Genomic DNA, 16,645 nt, shown 5'->3' with positions numbered 1-16,645 from the left:
GGAACTGGAAAATGGTTCTCGCCGAAGTTGTTGGTAGCACCGCGGCCATCGGTTACGGCCTCGCGGCCATCGGCCCCGGCATCGGTGTCGGCCTGGTGTTCTCGGCCTACATCCAGTCGACCGCCCGCCAGCCGGAGTCGTCGCGTCTGACCCTGCCGTACGTCTGGATCGGCTTCGCCGTCGTCGAGGCGCTGGCGCTGCTGGGCATCGCGTTCGGCTTCATCTGGCAGGGCCAGCTCTGACCGCCGCCTCGACGGGAGGTGTCCTTTGATCACTTCGTTGAATCTGGCCGCTGCGGTCGAGCACAACCCGATCATCCCGTTCTGGCAGGAAGTCGTCATCGGGACGATCGCGTTCGGGCTGCTCTGCTTCGTGCTGATGAAGTTCGTCTTCCCGCAGATGGAGAAGACGTTCGCGGCGCGGGTGGACGCGATCGAGGGCGGGATCAAGCGCGCCGAATCCGCCCAGGCGGAGGCCAACGCGCTGCTCGAGCAGTACCGGGCGCAGCTCGGTGAGGCACGCACGGAGGCCGCTCGCATCCGCGACGAGGCACGGGCCGACGCCGAGGCGATCCGTCAGGACGTCCTGGCCAAGGCGCGGGAGGAGTCCGACCGGATCATCGCGACCGGCCACGAGCAGCTCGCGGCCCAGCGTGAGGCCATCGTGCGGGACCTGCGTTCCGAGGTCGGCACGCTGGCGGTCGATCTGGCCGGCCGGATTGTGGGCGAGTCCCTCGCCGACGAGGCCCGGGCGCGCGGCACGGTGGACCGGTTCATCGCCGAGCTCGACGCGGCCGGCTCCGCGGGCGGGCGCTGATGTCGAGCGTGACCCGCGAGTCGTACGCGGAGGCGACCGACAAGCTCGCCACCACCACGACCAAGGCCACGGCCGCGCAGCTCGCCACGGTCGCCGACGAGATCCTGTCGGTGGCCCGGCTGCTGCGGGCCGAGCCCCGGCTGCGGCGGGCCCTGACGGACCCGTCGCGCTCCGCGGGCGACCGGGCGGATCTGCTGGGCTCGCTGCTCGCGGGCAAGGTCGACGCCGTCACGGCGGACGTGCTCACCGCACTGGTCCGGGGCCGCTGGTCGGCGCCGAACGAGCTGTGGGACGCGACCGAGCGCCTCGGCGTGGACGCGCTGCTCAGCTCCGCGCAGCGCGCCGACGAGCTGGCCGAGGTGGAGGACGAGCTGTTCCGCTTCGGGCAGGTCGTGGCGGCCAACCCCGCCCTGGCGGTCACTCTCGGTGACCCCGGTGCCCCGCTCGAACGCCGGGTTAAGCTGGTCCAGGACCTGCTCAAGGGCAAGGTCCGGGTGGCCACGGGCAAGCTGGTCGAGGTGGCCCTCGAAGGATTCGGCGGCCGCAGCTTCGAAGCGTCACTGAGCCGGCTGGTCGAGCTGACCGCGGCGAAGCGGGACCACGAGGTCGCGTACGTGACGGTGGCGAAGGTCCTCAGCGACGCCGAGGAGCAGCGACTGGCCAGCACCCTGTCCGACAAGTACGGCCGGCAGGTCTCGCTGAAGGTCGAGGTGGATCCGTCCGTCATCGGCGGTGTCAGCGTGCGGGTCGGCTCCGACCTCTACGACGGCACGATCCTGCGGCGGCTCAACGCGGCGCGGCAGGCGTTCGCTAAATAGTTCTTCCCGCATCGCGCGCCGGGGACGGCCGCGAGCACAGGCCCCTCGGCGGCGGTGACGTCCCGAGCACGAACAGAGAAGGCAGAGGATGGCCGAGCTGACCATCTCCTCGGACGAGATCCGGGGGGCGCTTGAGCGCTACGTCTCGTCCTACACGCCCGAGGTCTCCCGTGAGGAGGTCGGCATCGTTTCGGATGCGGGCGACGGCATCGCGCACGTCGAGGGCCTGCCCTCGACCATGGCGAACGAACTGCTCGAATTCGAGGACGGCACGCTGGGTGTCGCCCTGAACCTCGATGTCCGCGAGATCGGCGCCGTGGTCCTGGGTGACTTCGCGGGCATCGAGGAGGGGCAGCAGGTCAAGCGGACCGGTCGCGTCCTCTCGGTCCCGGTCGGCGACGCGTTCCTGGGCCGCGTCGTCGACGCGCTGGGCAACCCGATCGACGACCGCGGCGAGATCGCCAACGAGAGCTTCCGCGAGCTGGAGCTGCAGGCACCGAACGTCATGGCCCGCCAGCCGGTGAAGGAGCCGATGCAGACCGGCATCAAGGCGATCGACGCCATGACGCCGATCGGCCGCGGCCAGCGCCAGCTGATCATCGGTGACCGTAAGACGGGCAAGACCACGGTCGCGCTCGACACGATCATCAACCAGCGCGCCAACTGGGAGTCCGGCGACCCGAAGAAGCAGGTCCGCTGCATCTACGTGGCGATCGGCCAGAAGGCCACCACCATCGCGTCCGTGAAGGGCACGCTGGAGGAGAACGGCGCGATGGAGTACACCACCATCGTCGCCGCCCCGGCCAGCGACCCGGCCGGCTTCAAGTACATCGCCCCGTACACCGGCTCGGCCATCGGCCAGCACTGGATGTACAACGGCAAGCACGTGCTGATCGTCTTCGACGACCTGACCAAGCAGGCCGAGGCGTACCGCGCGGTGTCGCTGCTGCTGCGCCGCCCGCCGGGCCGCGAGGCGTACCCGGGTGACGTCTTCTACCTGCACTCCCGGCTGCTGGAGCGCTGCGCGAAGCTCTCCGACGACCTGGGCGCGGGCTCGATGACCGGTCTGCCGATCATCGAGACGAAGGCCAACGACATCTCGGCCTACATCCCGACCAACGTCATCTCGATCACCGACGGCCAGATCTTCCTCGAGTCGGACCTGTTCGCCTCGGGTGTGCGCCCGGCCATCAACGTCGGCACCTCGGTCTCCCGGGTCGGCGGTTCCGCGCAGGTCAAGGGCATGAAGCGGGTCTCCGGCCGGCTCCGCCTCGACCTGGCCCAGTTCCGTGAGCTGGAGGCGTTCTCCGCCTTCGCGTCCGACCTGGACAAGGCGTCGCGGGCCCAGCTCGAAAAGGGCGTACGCCTGGTCGAGCTGCTCAAGCAGCCGCAGTACTCGCCGTACTCGGTCACCGACCAGACCATCGTCATCTGGGCCGGCACCACGGGCCAGCTCGACGACATCCCGGTCGGCGACGTGCGGCGCTTCGAGGGCGAGCTGCTGCAGTGGCTCAAGCGCCACCGCAAGGAGACGTACACGGCGATCGAGTCCTCGAACAACCTCACCGACGAGCAGGTCGAGAGCCTGCAGTCCGGGGTGGACGAGTTCAAGCCGCTGTTCAAGCAGGGTGACACGGGCCTGAAGCTGCACGAGGCTCCGGCCGAGGCGCTGGCCGAGGGTTCCGAGTCGCGCGAGACCGTGACCCGCGAGGTCCGCGGCAAGACGGACGCGAGCTAGTCATGGCCGGTCAGGTACAGGCCCTGCGGCGGCGCATCCGCACCGTCCGGTCGACCAAGAAGATCGCCAAGGCGCAGGAGCTGGTGGCGACCAGCCGCATCGCCCGGGCGCAGGAGCGGGTGGCCGCGGCCAAGCCGTACTCGGAGGCGATCACCCAGGTGCTGACGGCGCTGGCGTCCAACGCCAGCGTCGACAACCCGCTGCTCGTTCCGCGCGAGCGGGTGCGCCGGGCCGGTGTCCTGCTCATCACGAGCGACCGCGGCCTGGCCGGCGCGTACAACGCCAACGCGATCCGTACGTGTGAGCAGCTGATCTCGCGGCTGCGCGCGGACGGCAAGGACGTCGCGCTGTACGTGATCGGCCGCAAGGGTGTCGGCTACTACCGGTTCCGCAACCGGCCGATCGCCGCGAGCTGGACCGGCTTCTCGGAGCGGCCTAGCTTCGAGGACGCCCGGCGCGTCGGTGAGTCCCTGCTGGAGGCGTTCGTCGCCGGCGCGGACGACGGTGAGGGGCACCACGGGCCGGACGGCATCCAGGGCGTCGACGAGCTGCACATCGTCGGCACCCGGTTCCAGTCGCTCATGACCCAGGTCGCGGAGCCGCACTTCCTCGCGCCGATGCAGGTCGAGGACCGCGAGCGTGAGCCGGGCCTGCGGGCGGCGTACGAGTTCGAGCCCGAGGCCGAGGAACTGCTCGACGCGCTGCTGCCGAAGTACCTCAACACGCGGATCTACGCGGCGTTGCTGGACTCGGCGGCCAGCGAGTCGGCCTCGCGGCGGCGGGCGATGAAAAGCGCGTCCGACAACGCGGACGACCTGCTCAAGCGGTACACGCGCGAGATGAACTCCGCGCGGCAGGCTGCGATCACCCAGGAAATCAGTGAGATCGTCGGCGGCGCCAACGCGCTGGCCGCGGCGGGAAGTGATGTGTGATGACTGCTGTAGCTGAGCCCACTAAGGCGGAGACCGGCGTCGGCCGCGTCGTCCGGGTCATCGGCCCGGTCGTCGACGCCGAGTTCCCGCGCGACGCCATGCCGGAAATCTTCAACGCGCTGCACGTCGAGGTGACCCTCTCCGAGGGCACCAAGAAGCTGACCCTGGAGGTCGCCCAGCACCTGGGTGACAACGTGATCCGGGCGATCTCGATGCAGCCGACCGACGGCCTGATCCGTGGCGCCGAGGTGTCCGACACCGGTGCCCCGATCTCGGTGCCGGTCGGTGACGTGACCAAGGGCCACGTCTTCAACGCCCTCGGCGAGGTGCTCAACGCCGACCCGAAGACGCTGCAGGTCACCGAGCGCTGGCCGATCCACCGCAAGCCCCCGGCGTTCGCCGAGCTGGAGCCGAAGACCGAGATGCTGGAGACCGGCATCAAGGTGCTCGACCTGCTGGCGCCGTACGTGCGCGGTGGCAAGATCGGCCTGTTCGGCGGCGCGGGCGTGGGCAAGACGGTGCTCATCCAGGAGATGATCATCCGGGTCGCCCGGAACTTCGGCGGTACGTCGGTGTTCGCGGGCGTCGGTGAGCGCACCCGTGAGGGCAACGACCTCATCCTTGAGATGGGCGAGAGCAACGTTCTCGACAAGACCTCGCTGGTCTTCGGTCAGATGGACGAGCCGCCGGGCACCCGACTGCGCGTCGCCCTGTCCGCCCTGACCATGGCGGAGTACTTCCGGGACGTGCAGAACCAGGAGGTGCTGCTCTTCATCGACAACATCTTCCGGTTCACCCAGGCCGGTTCCGAGGTGTCCACGCTGCTCGGCCGTATGCCGTCCGCGGTGGGTTACCAGCCCACCCTGGCCGACGAGATGGGTGAGCTGCAGGAGCGCATCACCTCGGTCCGGGGCAAGGCGATCACCTCGCTGCAGGCGATCTACGTGCCCGCCGACGACTACACCGACCCGGCGCCGGCCACCACGTTCGCCCACCTGGACGCGACCACCAACCTGGAGCGGTCCATCTCCGACAAGGGCATCTACCCGGCCGTGGACCCGCTGGCCTCCAGCTCGCGGATCCTGGCCCCGGAGTACGTCGGTGCCGAGCACTACGCGGTCGCCCGTGAGGTGCAGCGGATCCTGCAGAAGTACAAGGACCTGCAGGACATCATCGCCATCCTCGGTATGGACGAGCTCAGCGAAGAGGACAAGGTCACGGTGCAGCGGGCCCGCCGCATCGAGCGCTTCCTGTCGCAGAACACGTACGCGGCCGAGCAGTTCACCGGCGTCGCGGGCTCGACGGTTCCGCTGAAGGAGACCATCGAGGCCTTCAAGAAGATCAGCGAGGGGGAGTACGACACCTTCCCCGAGCAGGCGTTCTTCATGTGCGGTGGCCTCGAGGACCTCGAGCGCAACGCGCACGAGCTGATGAAGGGCTGATCTTCCGGTATTCTCCGTGAGCCGCGCCGAAACTTCGGCGCGGCTCACGCGTTTCCCCGGCGGTACTGGCGCGTTTGACCAGGGGCTGGGCGGGAACCGGAGGCCAGCGAAGGCACCGGCGATCGGTACTCTGGATGTCAGCCTTGTGGCAGCCTGCGACCATGTCGGAGGTCGCGCGGATCGATCGGCACGGACGGGGATCGAGTGGCGAAGAGCGGCAACCTCGGCGCAACGCGCAAGCGTGGACGACGCGCTCCGTTGTGGGCGCGCCTGTGCGCGATCGTCGGGGCTGTTCTGATGGTGGTCAGCGGCGGTCTGCTGGTGAGCGGCCAGGTGCTCTACGCCCGGTACGCGGGGGCGGTGAACCAGCAGTCCCTCTTCGGCAACAAGCCGCCCGGCGCGGCGCCGAGGAAGGTCAACATCAAGGGCCCGCTGAACATCCTGCTCGTGGGCATCGACCCGCGCGACGCCAACACCGCCCCGCTCTCCGACTCGATCATCGTGGCGCACATCCCGGCGGGGCTGAAGGAGGCGTACCTCTTCTCCATCCCGCGCGACCTGCTGGTGGAGATCCCGCCGTTCGCCAAGACCGGCTTCAACGGCGGCACCGCCAAGATCAACTCCGCGATGTCGTACGGCAGCTCGGTGGGTAACGGCAAGCACGACGTGGCGCAGGGGTTCGAACTGCTGGCCAAGACGGTCGGCCGGCTCACCGGTATCCAGGAGTTCGACGCCGGGGCGATCATCAACTTCGGCGGCTTCAAGAAGATCGTCGAGGCCATGGGTGGCGTCACCATGACGATCGACCAGGACATCAAGTCCGAGCACCTGCAGCCCGACGGCAAGCCCCGCCCGCGCTACCCCAGCTGCGCCAACAACCAGTGCGCCCACCCGTACTACGGCCCACAGGCGCAGTACCCGAAGGGCACCCACCACCTGGAGGCCTGGCAGGCCCTCGACGTCGTCCGCCAGCGTTACGGCCTCAAGCGCGGCGACTACGACCGCCAGATAAACCAGCAGAAGTTCATCAAGGCGATGGCGAAGCAGGCGCTCAGCCAGAAGGTCGTGACGAACCCCGCCAAACTGGACGGCATCCTGCGCGCTGCCGGCGAGTCCCTGATCTTCGACGGCCAGGGCCACAACGTGGTCGACTGGGGGCTCGCGCTGCGCGGCGTCAACAGCGAGAACATGACGCTGGTCAGGCTGCCGGGGCACTCGGTCTTCAGTGGCACCGGCAAGAACCGGGACTACCAGGGTGAGGCGCTGGACCCGAGCGCGCAGGAGTTCTTCGCCGCGGTCCGGGACGACACGATCACGACGTTCATGGTCAACCATCCGGAATTCATCAACCGCAACTCCTGACCGCGAACGTGGCGGTCGCCACCCGGAGTTCTTCCGCGTCAACGCCGTGTTTAGAATTCACCCCATCGGTTCCAGTCGGCCCAACGAGGAGACAGCGTGGCCAACCAGCTGAACGTCCAGGTCGTCGCCGTCGAGGAGAAGATCTGGTCCGGCGAGGCGGAGATGCTTGTCGCCCGCACCACCGAGGGTGAGCTCGGTGTGCTGCCTGGCCACGCCCCGCTGCTGGGCCAGCTGAAGGAGCCCTCCCAGGTTCGCGTCAAGCTCGCGGGTGGTGAGCAGCTGACGTACGACGTGGCCGGCGGCTTCCTGTCGGTACGCGAGGACGGCGTGACCGTACTCGCCGAGAGCGCCACCGCCGCCCTCCCCGACGCGCGCTGAGCCCGGGATGCGGATTCTGGAATTCCTCGGAATCTGCGTCGTCACGCTGCTCGTCCTGCTGCTGGCCCTGTTCCTGCGCCGTCGCCTGCTGATGCGCGGCGGCGGCACCATCGCGCTTCAGGTCCGCGTCCACACGCTCGTCCCCGGACGGGGCTGGTCCGCCGGGATCGGCCAGTTCGTCGGTGACGAGCTGCGCTTCCACCGCATGTTCAGCTTCGCCATCCGCGCGAAGCGGGTCCTGAACCGCCGGGAGCTGATCGTGGACCGCCCGCGGCTGCCGGAAGGCCCGGAATGCCGCCCGATCCCCGGGCACTGGGTCGTGCTGAGCTGCGCGACACCGGAATCGCGGGTGGAGATCGCCATGGCGGAGTCCACGGTGACGGGCTTCCTGTCGTGGCTTGAGGCTGGCCCGCCCGGCAGCACCGCCCGGCGCCCGGTGGCCGCCCCGCGCCCGGCCGAGCACTGAGCCCGGGCCGAGCACTGAGCCCGCCGCGCATTGAGCCCGCCGAGCATCGAGCCGGCCGAGCACTGAGCAACGCCGAACGCTGAGCCCGCGCGGGTCAGGCCCGGGCGCCGCCGGGGACCCACCTCACGTCGCCGTCGGGGTTCGCGCTGCGCGCGAGGATGAACAGCAGGTCGGACAGGCGGTTCAGGTACTTGGCGGGCAGTTCGCCCGTCCGTTGCGCGTCCATGGCGATCAGGGCCCACGCCGAGCGCTCCGCGCGGCGGGCCACGGTACGGGCCACGTGCAGCAGGGCCGCCCCGGGGGTGCCGCCGGGCAGGATGAAGGAGTCGAGCGCGGGCAGCCGCTCGTTGTACTCGTCGCACCAGCCCTCGAGGCGGGTCACGTACGCCTCGGTGATCCGCAGCGGCGGGTACGGCGGGTCCTCGCTGAGCGGGTTGCACAGGTCCGCGCCGACGTCGAACAGGTCGTTCTGCACCGCGGTCAGCACCTCACGGATGTCCTCCGGGAGCCCACCGAGCGCGAGCGCGACGCCGAGGGCGGCGTTGCACTCGTCGGCGTCCGCGTACGCCGCGATCCGCGGATCGGTCTTGGCGGCGACCTCGTTGTTGCCCAGGCGGGTCTGCCCGGCGTCGCCGGTGCGGGTATAGATGCGGGTCAGGTGGACGGCCATGGGCCCACCCTACGGGCCGCCGTCCCAGGTCACGCCGAAGGCCCCGCTGTGGGGTCCGGCGGGCTCGCAAGCCCTACCATGGCCCGCGTGGATGTGATCAGGGTCAAGGGCGGGGCGCGCCTCGCCGGGGACGTCACGGTCGACGGCGCGAAGAACTCCGCGCTCAAGCTCATGGCGGTCACCCTGCTGGCCGAGGGGCGCAGCGTGGTGGAGAACGTGCCGCGCATCACCGACATCGCGATCATGGGCGAGGTGCTGCGCCGGCTGGGCTGCCAGGTGGAGCTCGCGGGCGGGATCGCCACGATCGACGTACCGGCCGTGCCGGGCGCCGAGGCGGACTACGACCTGGTGCGCCGGCTGCGCGCCTCGATCTGCGTACTCGGACCGCTGCTGGCCCGGCGCGGCGACGTCCGCGTCGCCCTGCCCGGCGGCGACATGATCGGCTCCCGCGGCCTGGACATGCACTTCTCGGGACTGGCCCGGATGGGTGCGGAGATCTCCGGCGAGCACGGCTTCGTCATCGCGTCGGCTCCCGGCGGGCTGCGCGGCGCGAAGATCTGGCTCGACTTCCCCAGCGTGGGCGCGACGGAGAACCTGCTCATGGCCGCGGTGCTGGCCCGCGGCGGCACGGAGATCGACAACGCGGCCCGGGAGCCGGAGATCGTCGACATCTGCGAGATGCTCAACGCGATGGGCGCGCGCATCTCGGGTGCGGGCACCTCCACCCTGCAGATCGAAGGCGTGCACGCGCTGAGCCCGGTGCGGCACACCACGATCGGCGACCGGATCGTCGGCGGCACCTGGGCGTTCGGGGCCGCGATGACGCGCGGCGACGTGACCGTGCACGGGGTGCGTCCGGAGTTCCTCGACATCGCGCTGGACAAGCTGGTCTCGGCGGGTGCGGTGGTGGATCCGGGGGAGAACAGCTTCCGGGTACGGATGGCCGACCGGCCCACGGCCGTTGACGTGGTGACGCTGCCGTTCCCCGGGTTCGCGACCGACCTGCTGCCCATGGCGCTCGGGCTGGGCGCGGTGAGCCAGGGCTCCTCGCTGATCACCGAGAACATCTTCGACGGCCGGTTCATGTTCGTGAACGAGATGGTGCGGCTCGGCGCCGACATCCGTACCGATGGCCATCACGCGGTCGTGCGGGGCCGGGAACGGCTGTCCGGGGCGCCGGTGCGGGCCACGGACATCCGCGCCGGTGCGGGGCTGGTCATCGCCGGACTGTGCGCCGAGGGCATGACCGAGGTGGGTGAGGTGCACCACATCGACCGGGGCTACCCCGACTTCGTGGCGGACCTCGCCAAGCTCGGGGTGGACGTGGAGCGGGCGCAGGTCGCCGAGCCTCGCTACGGGTTCTGAGGGCTCACAGGGCCGGGCTGCCGCCGACCAGGCGGCGGGCCTCCTCCAGCTCCTCGGCGAAGACCAGGATGAGGACCCGGCCGTCGCGGCGGTGCGCGTACGTGGCGCGGATGCCCGCGTCCGCCAGCAGTCCCCGGATGTCGTCGGCGAGCTCCGGGTCGTCCGCGATCGCGGCGGGGCCGAGCAGGCCGTAGTCGTCGCCTGTGTCGAGGATGGCGCGACCGCCCCGGCGGCCGCGCGGTCGTTCCGGGTCCTCGTCGCCGGTCCATTGCAGGCCCATCCGCCAGAAGACCGTGCCGAGGAAGCCGACCACGACGACGGCCACCAGCGGTCCGATGAGGTACCAGCCGTCGCTCGTGGCCATGAGCACAGTCTGGCACCGGCGATCGCCATTTTCCGGGGAAATGCCCCGATAGGGACAAAGACCCGGGCTGAGCCGCCGTTAAGGCGGGGCGGCTAGGGTGAGACTCGGAAACGCACTCACGAAGGAGGGTCACACATGGCGGGTCGACTCGCGGTCATCGGCTCCGGCCTGATGGGTTCGGGCATTGCCCAGGTGGCGGCGCAGGCCGGTTGGACGGTCACCATGCGGGACATCGACGACGCGTCGCTGACCCGCGGCGTGACAGCGATCCGGGAGTCGCTCGGGCGCTTCGCCGCCAAGGGCAAGATCTCCGAGGAGGACGCGGAGGCGACCGTCGGCCGGATCACCACCACGACCGACCTGGACGCGGCGGCCGAGGCCGATGTCGTGGTCGAGGCCATCTTCGAGCGCATCGAGGCCAAGCACGACGTCTTCCGTACCCTCGACAAGGTCTGCAAGCCGGGCGCCGTGCTGGGCACCAACACCTCGGCCATCCCGATCACCCAGATCGCGGCGGTCACGTCGCGTCCCGAGTCGGTGGTGGGCATCCACTTCTTCTCGCCCGTACCGATGATGAAGCTGGTCGAACTGGTGCGCGGCTACCAGACCTCCGACGAGACGCTGGCCAACGCCCGTAACTTCGCCGAGGAGGTCGGCAAGACCTGCGTCGAGGTCAAGCGGGACGTGGCTGGCTTCGTTTCCAACCGGCTCTTCTCGGCCCTGCTGGTCGAGGCGATCAAGCTGGTCGAGAGCGGCGTCGTCTCGGCCGCCGACCTGGACACCGTCATGAAGCTGGGCTTCGGGCACGCGATGGGCCCACTGGCCACCGTCGACCTGACCGGGCTCGACGTGATGCTGAACGCGGCCAGCAACATCTACCGCGACACCGCCGACGAGAAGTTCTTCCCGCCGGAGCTGCTGCAGCGAATGGTCACCGCGGGCGATCTGGGCCGCAAGACCGGCAAGGGCTTCTACTCGTACTGAGCGGCAACTGCACGCACGGCGCAAGCGCGGCGGGTCTCACCCGTCGCGCTTCGTCGTCCAGCGGAACGTCGTCAGGCACAGCACCAGCGCGACCACGCACCACGCCGCCAGCACCAGCGCCACCCGGCCCAGCTCGAACGAGCCCGCCGGCTCGGCGGCGCCGAACGAGGCCGGCAGGAACACCGCCCGCAGCCCCTGGCACATCCACTTGAGCGGGAACACCGCGGCCGTCTCCTGCATCCAGACCGGCAGTTGCGTGTAGACGAAGAACACTCCGGAGGTGAACTGCAGGATCAGCGCGACCGGGGTGACCACGGCGGGAGCGCTGCGCCCGGTCCTGGCCAGCGACGAGAACGCCACTCCGGACAGCGTGCAGGCGGTGATGCCGAGCACCGCCACCCAGCCGAACGTCAGCCACCGCCCGGCCGTGTCCGGCAGCCGCAGATCGAACAACAGGGTGGCCACGGCCAGCAGGATGACGGTCTCCAGCACCGCGACGAACGCCACCATCACCACCTTGCCCGCGAAGTAGACCCACTTCGGCATGGGCGTGCCGAGCAGTCGCTTGAGCACCCCACGGTCGCGCTCCTGCGGGATCTGGATGGCCAGCGCCTGGAAACCGACCGTCATCAGCCCGGAAGCGATCATCCCGGTCACGAAGTACTGGGTGAACTTCACCCCTTCGCTGATCGTGCCGCTGAAGACCGAGCCGAAGATGATGACGAGGATGGCCGGGAAGGCCAGCGTGAACATCACCTGCTCGCGGCTGCGCATGAACTGCCTGATCTCCAGGACCCCCTGGCTGAGGCCCAGCCGAACCGCGCCCATCACGCTCCGATCATCCGCAGATAGACATCTTCCAGGGTCGGCCGGGTGACCGTCAGCCCGGGCACCTCGCCGGAGAAACGCGCGGCCAGGTCGGCCACCACGGCCGTCGGCGTCGCGCTCTGCGTGCGTTCCCAGGACCCTTCCGGGGTACGCCAGGAGACGGTCGCCAGGGCCGAGTCCCGGTCGCCGAGCCGGTGTGGACTGTCCACCGCGATCAGCCGCCCGCGCGCGATCACCGCGACCCGGTCCGCAAGCGCCTCCGCCTCGTCCAGGTAATGCGTGGTCAGCACGATCGTCGTCCCGCCCGCCTGCAGGTCCCGGATCAGCGCCCAGAACTCGCGGCGCGCCTCCGGGTCGAAGCCGGTCGTCGGTTCGTCGAGGAAGAGCAGCTCGGGGCGGCCGATGATGCCCAGGGCCACGTCGAGGCGGCGCTTCTGCCCGCCGGACAGGGTGTGGGTGCGCGCCGCCACCTTCTCCGTCAGCCCGACCCGGGCGATGACCTGCGCCGGATCGTCCGGGTGCGGGTAGTAGCGGGCGAAGTGGCCGACGACCTCGCCGACCGTGAGGTCGTCGAACTCGCCCGTACCCTGCAGCACGATGCCGACCCGCTGCCGCCAGCGCCGCGCCTGCGCGCCCACGGCGGCGCCGCGGCCCCCGTTCGCCACGGCGGGGTCGACGCCGAGCACGGTGACCTCACCGGCGTCGCGCCGCCGGAAGCCCTCCAGGATCTCCACGATCGTCGTCTTGCCCGCGCCGTTCGGGCCGAGCAGCGCGAAGACCTCGCCGCGCGCCACGGTCAGGTCGATGCCGTCCACGGCGGGGGTACCCCCGTAGGCCTTGCGCAGGTCACGGACGCTGATCGCCGGTTCACCGTCTCCCATGGACGCCCACCATACGGGTGCTCAGGCCGCCACGATCGACCGCATCGCGGGAAGGCCGGGCCGCGGCGCGCTCAGTTCGCGGAGGCGACCTCAGTTCGCGGAGGCGAACGTCAGGGAGAGCAGCGCGGCGGCGACCATGCCGCCGAGCAGGGTGAGCCCGATGCCGCCGATCTCCAGCCGGTGGCCGTGCCGGTGCGCGTACGCCGCGGCCACGGGTACGCCCGCCGAAGGCGCCAGCAGGAACGCCAGCCAGCCCAGCGCGCGCACCACCACACCCCCGGGTACGGCCGTACCCCCGAAGGTCACCAGGCCCGCGGCCAGCAGCCCGGTGGCGCCCGCGACCAGCGCGCCCGCCACCGGCAGCAGCGCCAGCGCCCAGCGCGGCAGCGGGTCACGCACGGCCGGGCGTACGGTGTCGTCGATCCGCTCGGCGGCGCGAGCCAGCAGCGTGCGGGCGGACTGCCGGGGCGGCTGCGCCGCGGCGTCGCCGCCCGGCTCGGGGGCGCGCTGCAGCGCGACCCGGGGCAGCGCCTCGACCGCCGCCGGTTCGGGCAGCTCGCCCAGCGCCCGGACCCGCATCCCCCGCGCCCGGCGCAGCTGGTCCCAGAGCCGGGCGGCCTCCCGGTCCACGTCCAGCACCTGGGCGGCGGCGGCCCCGGCCCAGCGGTCGGCCGCCGCGGCCTCCCCTTCGGCGCGGGCCAGCTCGCCGGCGGCCTGCGCGGCACTGTCCTGGTACGCCTGTTCGGCGCCGTCCAGTTCGGTGTCGCGGCGCCGCGCCGCCTCGGCGAGGGCGCTCATCATGAGCTGGTAGTCGCGCTCACGTGGGGTCACTGTGCACCTCATAGGGGATGATCACTTCGGGGAACCGGTGTACCGAACGGTCGAAGAACAGCGCCCGCCGCGGCCGTGGACTCCAGGCCGGGCCGCCCGTGTGCGGAAACAGCGGGCTGAGTTCCGGGCCGGGGACGTCCAGGGCGACCCACGCGCCGACCCGGTCCAGCCCGGCCCCGCCCAGGGTCTCGCGCAGCCGCGCCACCGAACGCCACCAGGCCAGCACGTGCACCCGGCGCTCGGGGCCGTCGGCCAGCAGGGCGCGCAACCGGTCCCGGTACGCCGGGGCGGCGCCGAAGCCGTACCCGAGCACGTAGTGCGGGATGTCCGCCGCGACGAGGTTGTCGAAGAGCCCGGCCACGGTGTCGTGGTCGTACCAGTCGGCCTGCGGCAGTTCGCCGGCCAGCCGGGTGGCCGCGCGCTCGGCGGCCGGGTGGAGGCAGGCCACGCTGAACCGGGCCGGTCCCTGCGCGGCCAGCGAGAGGGCGGCCGCCGCCAGCACGTCGCAGGCCTCGGCGGTGCGGCTGCCGAGCACGGCCAGGTTGCGTCCCGGCATCCGGCCCAGCCGCAGCCGGGCCGGGCCGGGCGGCACGTCGACCCGCTCGCCCAGGACGGCACCGGGGGAGCAGCCCACCCGTGCGGTCGAATCCGGCGCCTGCCCGGCGGGCCGGTACGCCTCCGGCAGGCGCGGCACGGCGTGGCCGTCGAACCAGCGCGGCGGGACGGCGCCGTCCGGGCGTTCCCGCCACAGCCGGTGCTGCAGCGCCCGCCACGCGGACCGCGTCGACCCCGGCGCCGGGTAGCCGTGTACCGGGCCCGGTGTCTGGTAGCCGGGCAGCGGGCCCGGTGTCGGGTCGCCCGGCGGCAGGTGGCCGGGCGATTCCGGTAGGACCGGCTGCGGCCCTGGGTCGGCGCGGGGCGCGGCGAGCTGGGTGCCCGCGTCCGGGAGGCGGACGATCCGGTTGGCGCTGGCGCTGCCCGCGTCGGTGTTGACGACCGCGTGGAACCGGGGGATGACCGCGGCGGCGAGGTTGCCGTCGGCGAGGATGCCCTCCGCCTTGGGCAGGGCGAGGCGCAGTTGGAACCCGGGTAGTCCGGCGTCGCGCAGGAACTCGGCCCCCGCCGGATCCTGGGTCGTGAGGATCAGGTGGACACCCTGGGCGGGGCCACGCCGGGCGAGGTCGGCCAGCAGCGCGACGACCTCCGCCGCTTCCGGCGGGAACTCGTCGAGGACGGCCACGATCCGGGGCCACTGCCCGCCCGGATCCTCGGTGCGCAGCTCGGCGAGGGTGGCGACCCCGTACCGTTTCGCGGCCTGTGCCCGGTGCCGCAGCTCCTCGCCGAGGTGGCGCAGCACGGCCAGACCGAACTCCGGGTCGCCGGTGAGGTTGATTCCGGCCAGGTGGAGTTGCGGCAGCCAGTCCGGCTCCCCGGGGCCGGGGACACACTGGGCGAACGACCCGCTGTCCGTGCCGTCGAGCAGGTAGACGGCCAGCTCGTCGGGGCCGTACCGGGCGGCCAGCGAGGCGAGCCAGGCGTACACCAGATTGGTCCGGCCGGAGCCGGGCGGGCCGCCGATGAGCGCGTGCGGCCGGTGGTCGTCGAGCAGCACCTCGACCAGGGCGCCGTCCGGGCCCGCGCCGATCGGAGCCAGCAGCCCGTACGCGGACGACTCGGTCCACAGTTTCTCGGGTTCGAGGTCGCTGAGACGGGCGGTGGGCGGCCCGGCATGCAGGTGCTCGGTGGCGGCGCGGCAGAAACCGGCGATCCGCTCGGCGGGGGGTGGGGCGTCCAGCCGGATCGGCAGATCGCCGATGCTGCTGCTGACGGCCGTACCGTCGTCCCGAACTCCGACCCGGGCCACCGTCGGCTGTGTCCCCAGGTCCAGCCCGCGTACGACGAGGTGGACGCCGCAGCCGACGCCGGTGCGTACGATCCGGTCGAGCTGGGCCCGCTGGCTGGCGGGCAGCTCGGCGGCGGTGGCCGGGTCCACCAGCAGCACGATCAGCCGCCACGGCTCGGGCCGGGGGCCCGGGGTGGCGGCGGTGAGCGCGGCCAGGGAGCCGTACTCGCCGGCCAGCACCGTCTCGTTGACCCGGCAGATGTGCTCCACCAGGCCGTCGAGCAGCGCGCCGAGGCCGCCGGGGCCGACCAGGGAGAGCAGGCCGGCGTTGCCGAGCGGGCCGAACGCGGCGAGGGTGCCGCCGAGCTGTTCCGGGTCGAAGACGGTGACGTGCACCTCGCCGGGGCGGGTGGTGCCCAGCGCGCGCAGCAGCACGGTCGAGATGATCCCGTCCACGGCGCTCTGCTCGCCGCCGAGTTCCAGGTGGGCGCCGTCGAGCAGGGGCAGCAGGGCGGGCAGCGTGACCCGGGTACGGTCCGTGCCGTCCGGGTCGTACGCGATCGTGCCGATCCGCAGCAGTCCGGCCGAGGCCCCGCGGTCCGGGCCCCCGGTGTTCCAGGTCGGGGTCCAGGTGCGCCACGGCGCCCCGGCGGCGCCCGCGGCGCACAGCGTCGCGGCCAGCTCGACGATGCCGGTCAGCCGCCGCGCCTCGGACCGGAACCGGCCCAGGATGTCGCGCCGGGCGGCGTCGCGGGCCTCGGCCAGCTGGGTGAGGCACGTCGCGTACGCCTCGCGGACCAGCTGGCGGCGGCGCTGCGATTCGCCGCGCGCCGACTCCGCCGCGGCGAGCACGGCCCGGGCGGTCCCGCGCGCCTCGGCCAGCTCCTGCCGGACCGCGGCGACCAGCGCGTTGCGGTGGTTCCCCAC

Annotated in this window: 17 protein-coding genes; 11 read left to right on the top strand and 6 right to left on the bottom strand. The window is 71.6% G+C overall.

Annotation, left to right across the window (positions count from 1 at the left end; genetic code table 11):
* Positions 1–11 precede the first annotated feature (11 nt).
* The 9 genes from EV385_RS08315 to EV385_RS08275 all read left to right on the top strand — a co-directional run bounded on the left by EV385_RS08315 (position 12) and on the right by EV385_RS08275 (position 7,952).
* Positions 12–242: an ATP synthase F0 subunit C gene (locus EV385_RS08315; protein ID WP_130508936.1), complete on the top strand. Its 231-nt coding sequence runs from the start codon at positions 12–14 to the stop codon at positions 240–242.
* Between the two features lie 37 nt (positions 243–279).
* Positions 280–816 carry a F0F1 ATP synthase subunit B gene (locus tag EV385_RS08310; protein WP_130508935.1) on the top strand — a complete coding sequence of 179 codons (537 nt, stop codon included), beginning with the start codon at positions 280–282 and terminating at the stop codon, positions 814–816.
* Positions 813–1,634, top strand: a complete 822-nt coding sequence (locus tag EV385_RS08305; RefSeq protein ID WP_130508934.1) for a F0F1 ATP synthase subunit delta — start codon at positions 813–815, stop codon at positions 1,632–1,634. The genes EV385_RS08310 and EV385_RS08305 overlap by 4 nt, the downstream gene beginning before the upstream one ends.
* 88 nt (positions 1,635–1,722) lie before the next feature.
* Entirely contained in the window at positions 1,723–3,372 is a 1,650-nt protein-coding gene (gene atpA / locus EV385_RS08300; RefSeq protein ID WP_130508933.1) for a F0F1 ATP synthase subunit alpha, read from the top strand.
* Between the two features lie 2 nt (positions 3,373–3,374).
* Positions 3,375–4,304 carry a F0F1 ATP synthase subunit gamma gene (locus EV385_RS08295; RefSeq protein ID WP_130508932.1) on the top strand — a complete coding sequence of 310 codons (930 nt, stop codon included), beginning with the start codon at positions 3,375–3,377 and terminating at the stop codon, positions 4,302–4,304.
* Positions 4,304–5,746: a F0F1 ATP synthase subunit beta gene (atpD, locus tag EV385_RS08290; protein ID WP_130508931.1), complete on the top strand. Its 1,443-nt coding sequence runs from the start codon at positions 4,304–4,306 to the stop codon at positions 5,744–5,746. Before EV385_RS08295 ends, atpD begins: the two co-directional genes overlap by 1 nt.
* 297 nt (positions 5,747–6,043) lie before the next feature.
* Entirely contained in the window at positions 6,044–7,108 is a 1,065-nt protein-coding gene (locus tag EV385_RS08285; RefSeq protein ID WP_130508930.1) for an LCP family protein, read from the top strand.
* 96 nt (positions 7,109–7,204) lie between these two features.
* Positions 7,205–7,486: a F0F1 ATP synthase subunit epsilon gene (locus EV385_RS08280; RefSeq protein ID WP_130508929.1), complete on the top strand. Its 282-nt coding sequence runs from the start codon at positions 7,205–7,207 to the stop codon at positions 7,484–7,486.
* A gap of 7 nt (positions 7,487–7,493) precedes the next feature.
* The gene (locus EV385_RS08275; protein ID WP_130508928.1) at positions 7,494–7,952 is read left to right on the top strand and encodes a DUF2550 domain-containing protein; all 459 of its coding nucleotides are present in this window, start codon (positions 7,494–7,496) and stop codon (positions 7,950–7,952) included.
* 94 nt (positions 7,953–8,046) lie between these two features.
* On the opposite strand, the gene EV385_RS08270 is transcribed toward EV385_RS08275, so the two are convergent.
* Positions 8,047–8,622, bottom strand: a complete 576-nt coding sequence (locus tag EV385_RS08270; protein WP_130508927.1) for a cob(I)yrinic acid a,c-diamide adenosyltransferase — start codon at positions 8,620–8,622, stop codon at positions 8,047–8,049.
* Positions 8,623–8,700: 78 nt separating this feature from the next.
* On the opposite strand from EV385_RS08270, the gene murA reads away from it, so the two are divergent.
* Positions 8,701–9,987 (top strand): UDP-N-acetylglucosamine 1-carboxyvinyltransferase, encoded by a 1,287-nt coding sequence (gene murA / locus EV385_RS08265; RefSeq protein WP_130508926.1) that lies wholly within the window; start codon positions 8,701–8,703, stop codon positions 9,985–9,987.
* 4 nt (positions 9,988–9,991) lie between these two features.
* Here murA and EV385_RS08260 read toward each other — a convergent pair whose 3' ends face one another.
* Positions 9,992–10,351 carry a hypothetical protein gene (locus EV385_RS08260; RefSeq protein WP_130508925.1) on the bottom strand — a complete coding sequence of 120 codons (360 nt, stop codon included), beginning with the start codon at positions 10,349–10,351 and terminating at the stop codon, positions 9,992–9,994.
* A gap of 135 nt (positions 10,352–10,486) precedes the next feature.
* On the opposite strand from EV385_RS08260, the gene EV385_RS08255 reads away from it, so the two are divergent.
* A complete protein-coding gene (locus EV385_RS08255) occupies positions 10,487–11,335 on the top strand; it encodes a 3-hydroxyacyl-CoA dehydrogenase family protein (RefSeq protein WP_130508924.1) in 849 nt (282 codons plus the stop codon).
* Between the two features lie 36 nt (positions 11,336–11,371).
* Here EV385_RS08255 and EV385_RS08250 read toward each other — a convergent pair whose 3' ends face one another.
* From EV385_RS08250 to EV385_RS08235, 4 genes are all read right to left on the bottom strand, one after another.
* Positions 11,372–12,163: an ABC transporter permease gene (locus EV385_RS08250; RefSeq protein ID WP_130513161.1), complete on the bottom strand. Its 792-nt coding sequence runs from the start codon at positions 12,161–12,163 to the stop codon at positions 11,372–11,374.
* Entirely contained in the window at positions 12,163–13,044 is an 882-nt protein-coding gene (locus tag EV385_RS08245) for an ABC transporter ATP-binding protein (RefSeq protein ID WP_130508923.1), read from the bottom strand. The genes EV385_RS08250 and EV385_RS08245 overlap by 1 nt, the downstream gene beginning before the upstream one ends.
* Before the next feature lie 90 nt (positions 13,045–13,134).
* Positions 13,135–13,875 carry a hypothetical protein gene (locus tag EV385_RS08240; RefSeq protein WP_242624773.1) on the bottom strand — a complete coding sequence of 247 codons (741 nt, stop codon included), beginning with the start codon at positions 13,873–13,875 and terminating at the stop codon, positions 13,135–13,137.
* A complete protein-coding gene (locus EV385_RS08235) occupies positions 13,862–16,645 on the bottom strand; it encodes an FtsK/SpoIIIE domain-containing protein (protein WP_130508921.1) in 2,784 nt (927 codons plus the stop codon). The genes EV385_RS08240 and EV385_RS08235 overlap by 14 nt, the downstream gene beginning before the upstream one ends.

The organism is Krasilnikovia cinnamomea, from assembly GCF_004217545.1.
Lineage (GTDB): Bacteria > Actinomycetota > Actinomycetes > Mycobacteriales > Micromonosporaceae > Actinoplanes > Actinoplanes cinnamomeus.
Note: the sequence above shows the minus strand (reverse complement) of the source record. Positions and strands in the feature narration are given on the sequence as shown.

Excerpts from the sequence above, each read along its gene's own strand:
- EV385_RS08285 (WP_130508930.1), top strand. The coding sequence starts at position 6,044 with ATGGTGGTCAGCGGCGGTCTGCTGGTGAGCGGCCAGGTGCTCTACGCC.
- murA (WP_130508926.1), top strand. The coding sequence starts at position 8,701 with ATGGCCCGCGTGGATGTGATCAGGGTCAAGGGCGGGGCGCGCCTCGCC.
- EV385_RS08295 (WP_130508932.1), top strand. The coding sequence starts at position 3,375 with ATGGCCGGTCAGGTACAGGCCCTGCGGCGGCGCATCCGCACCGTCCGG.
- EV385_RS08255 (WP_130508924.1), top strand. The coding sequence starts at position 10,487 with ATGGCGGGTCGACTCGCGGTCATCGGCTCCGGCCTGATGGGTTCGGGC.
- EV385_RS08260 (WP_130508925.1), bottom strand. The coding sequence starts at position 10,351 with ATGGCCACGAGCGACGGCTGGTACCTCATCGGACCGCTGGTGGCCGTC.
- atpA (WP_130508933.1), top strand. The coding sequence starts at position 1,723 with ATGGCCGAGCTGACCATCTCCTCGGACGAGATCCGGGGGGCGCTTGAG.
- EV385_RS08270 (WP_130508927.1), bottom strand. The coding sequence starts at position 8,622 with ATGGCCGTCCACCTGACCCGCATCTATACCCGCACCGGCGACGCCGGG.
- atpD (WP_130508931.1), top strand. The coding sequence starts at position 4,304 with ATGACTGCTGTAGCTGAGCCCACTAAGGCGGAGACCGGCGTCGGCCGC.
- EV385_RS08315 (WP_130508936.1), top strand. The coding sequence starts at position 12 with ATGGTTCTCGCCGAAGTTGTTGGTAGCACCGCGGCCATCGGTTACGGC.
- EV385_RS08245 (WP_130508923.1), bottom strand. The coding sequence starts at position 13,044 with ATGGGAGACGGTGAACCGGCGATCAGCGTCCGTGACCTGCGCAAGGCC.
- EV385_RS08250 (WP_130513161.1), bottom strand. The coding sequence starts at position 12,163 with ATGGGCGCGGTTCGGCTGGGCCTCAGCCAGGGGGTCCTGGAGATCAGG.
- EV385_RS08275 (WP_130508928.1), top strand. The coding sequence starts at position 7,494 with ATGCGGATTCTGGAATTCCTCGGAATCTGCGTCGTCACGCTGCTCGTC.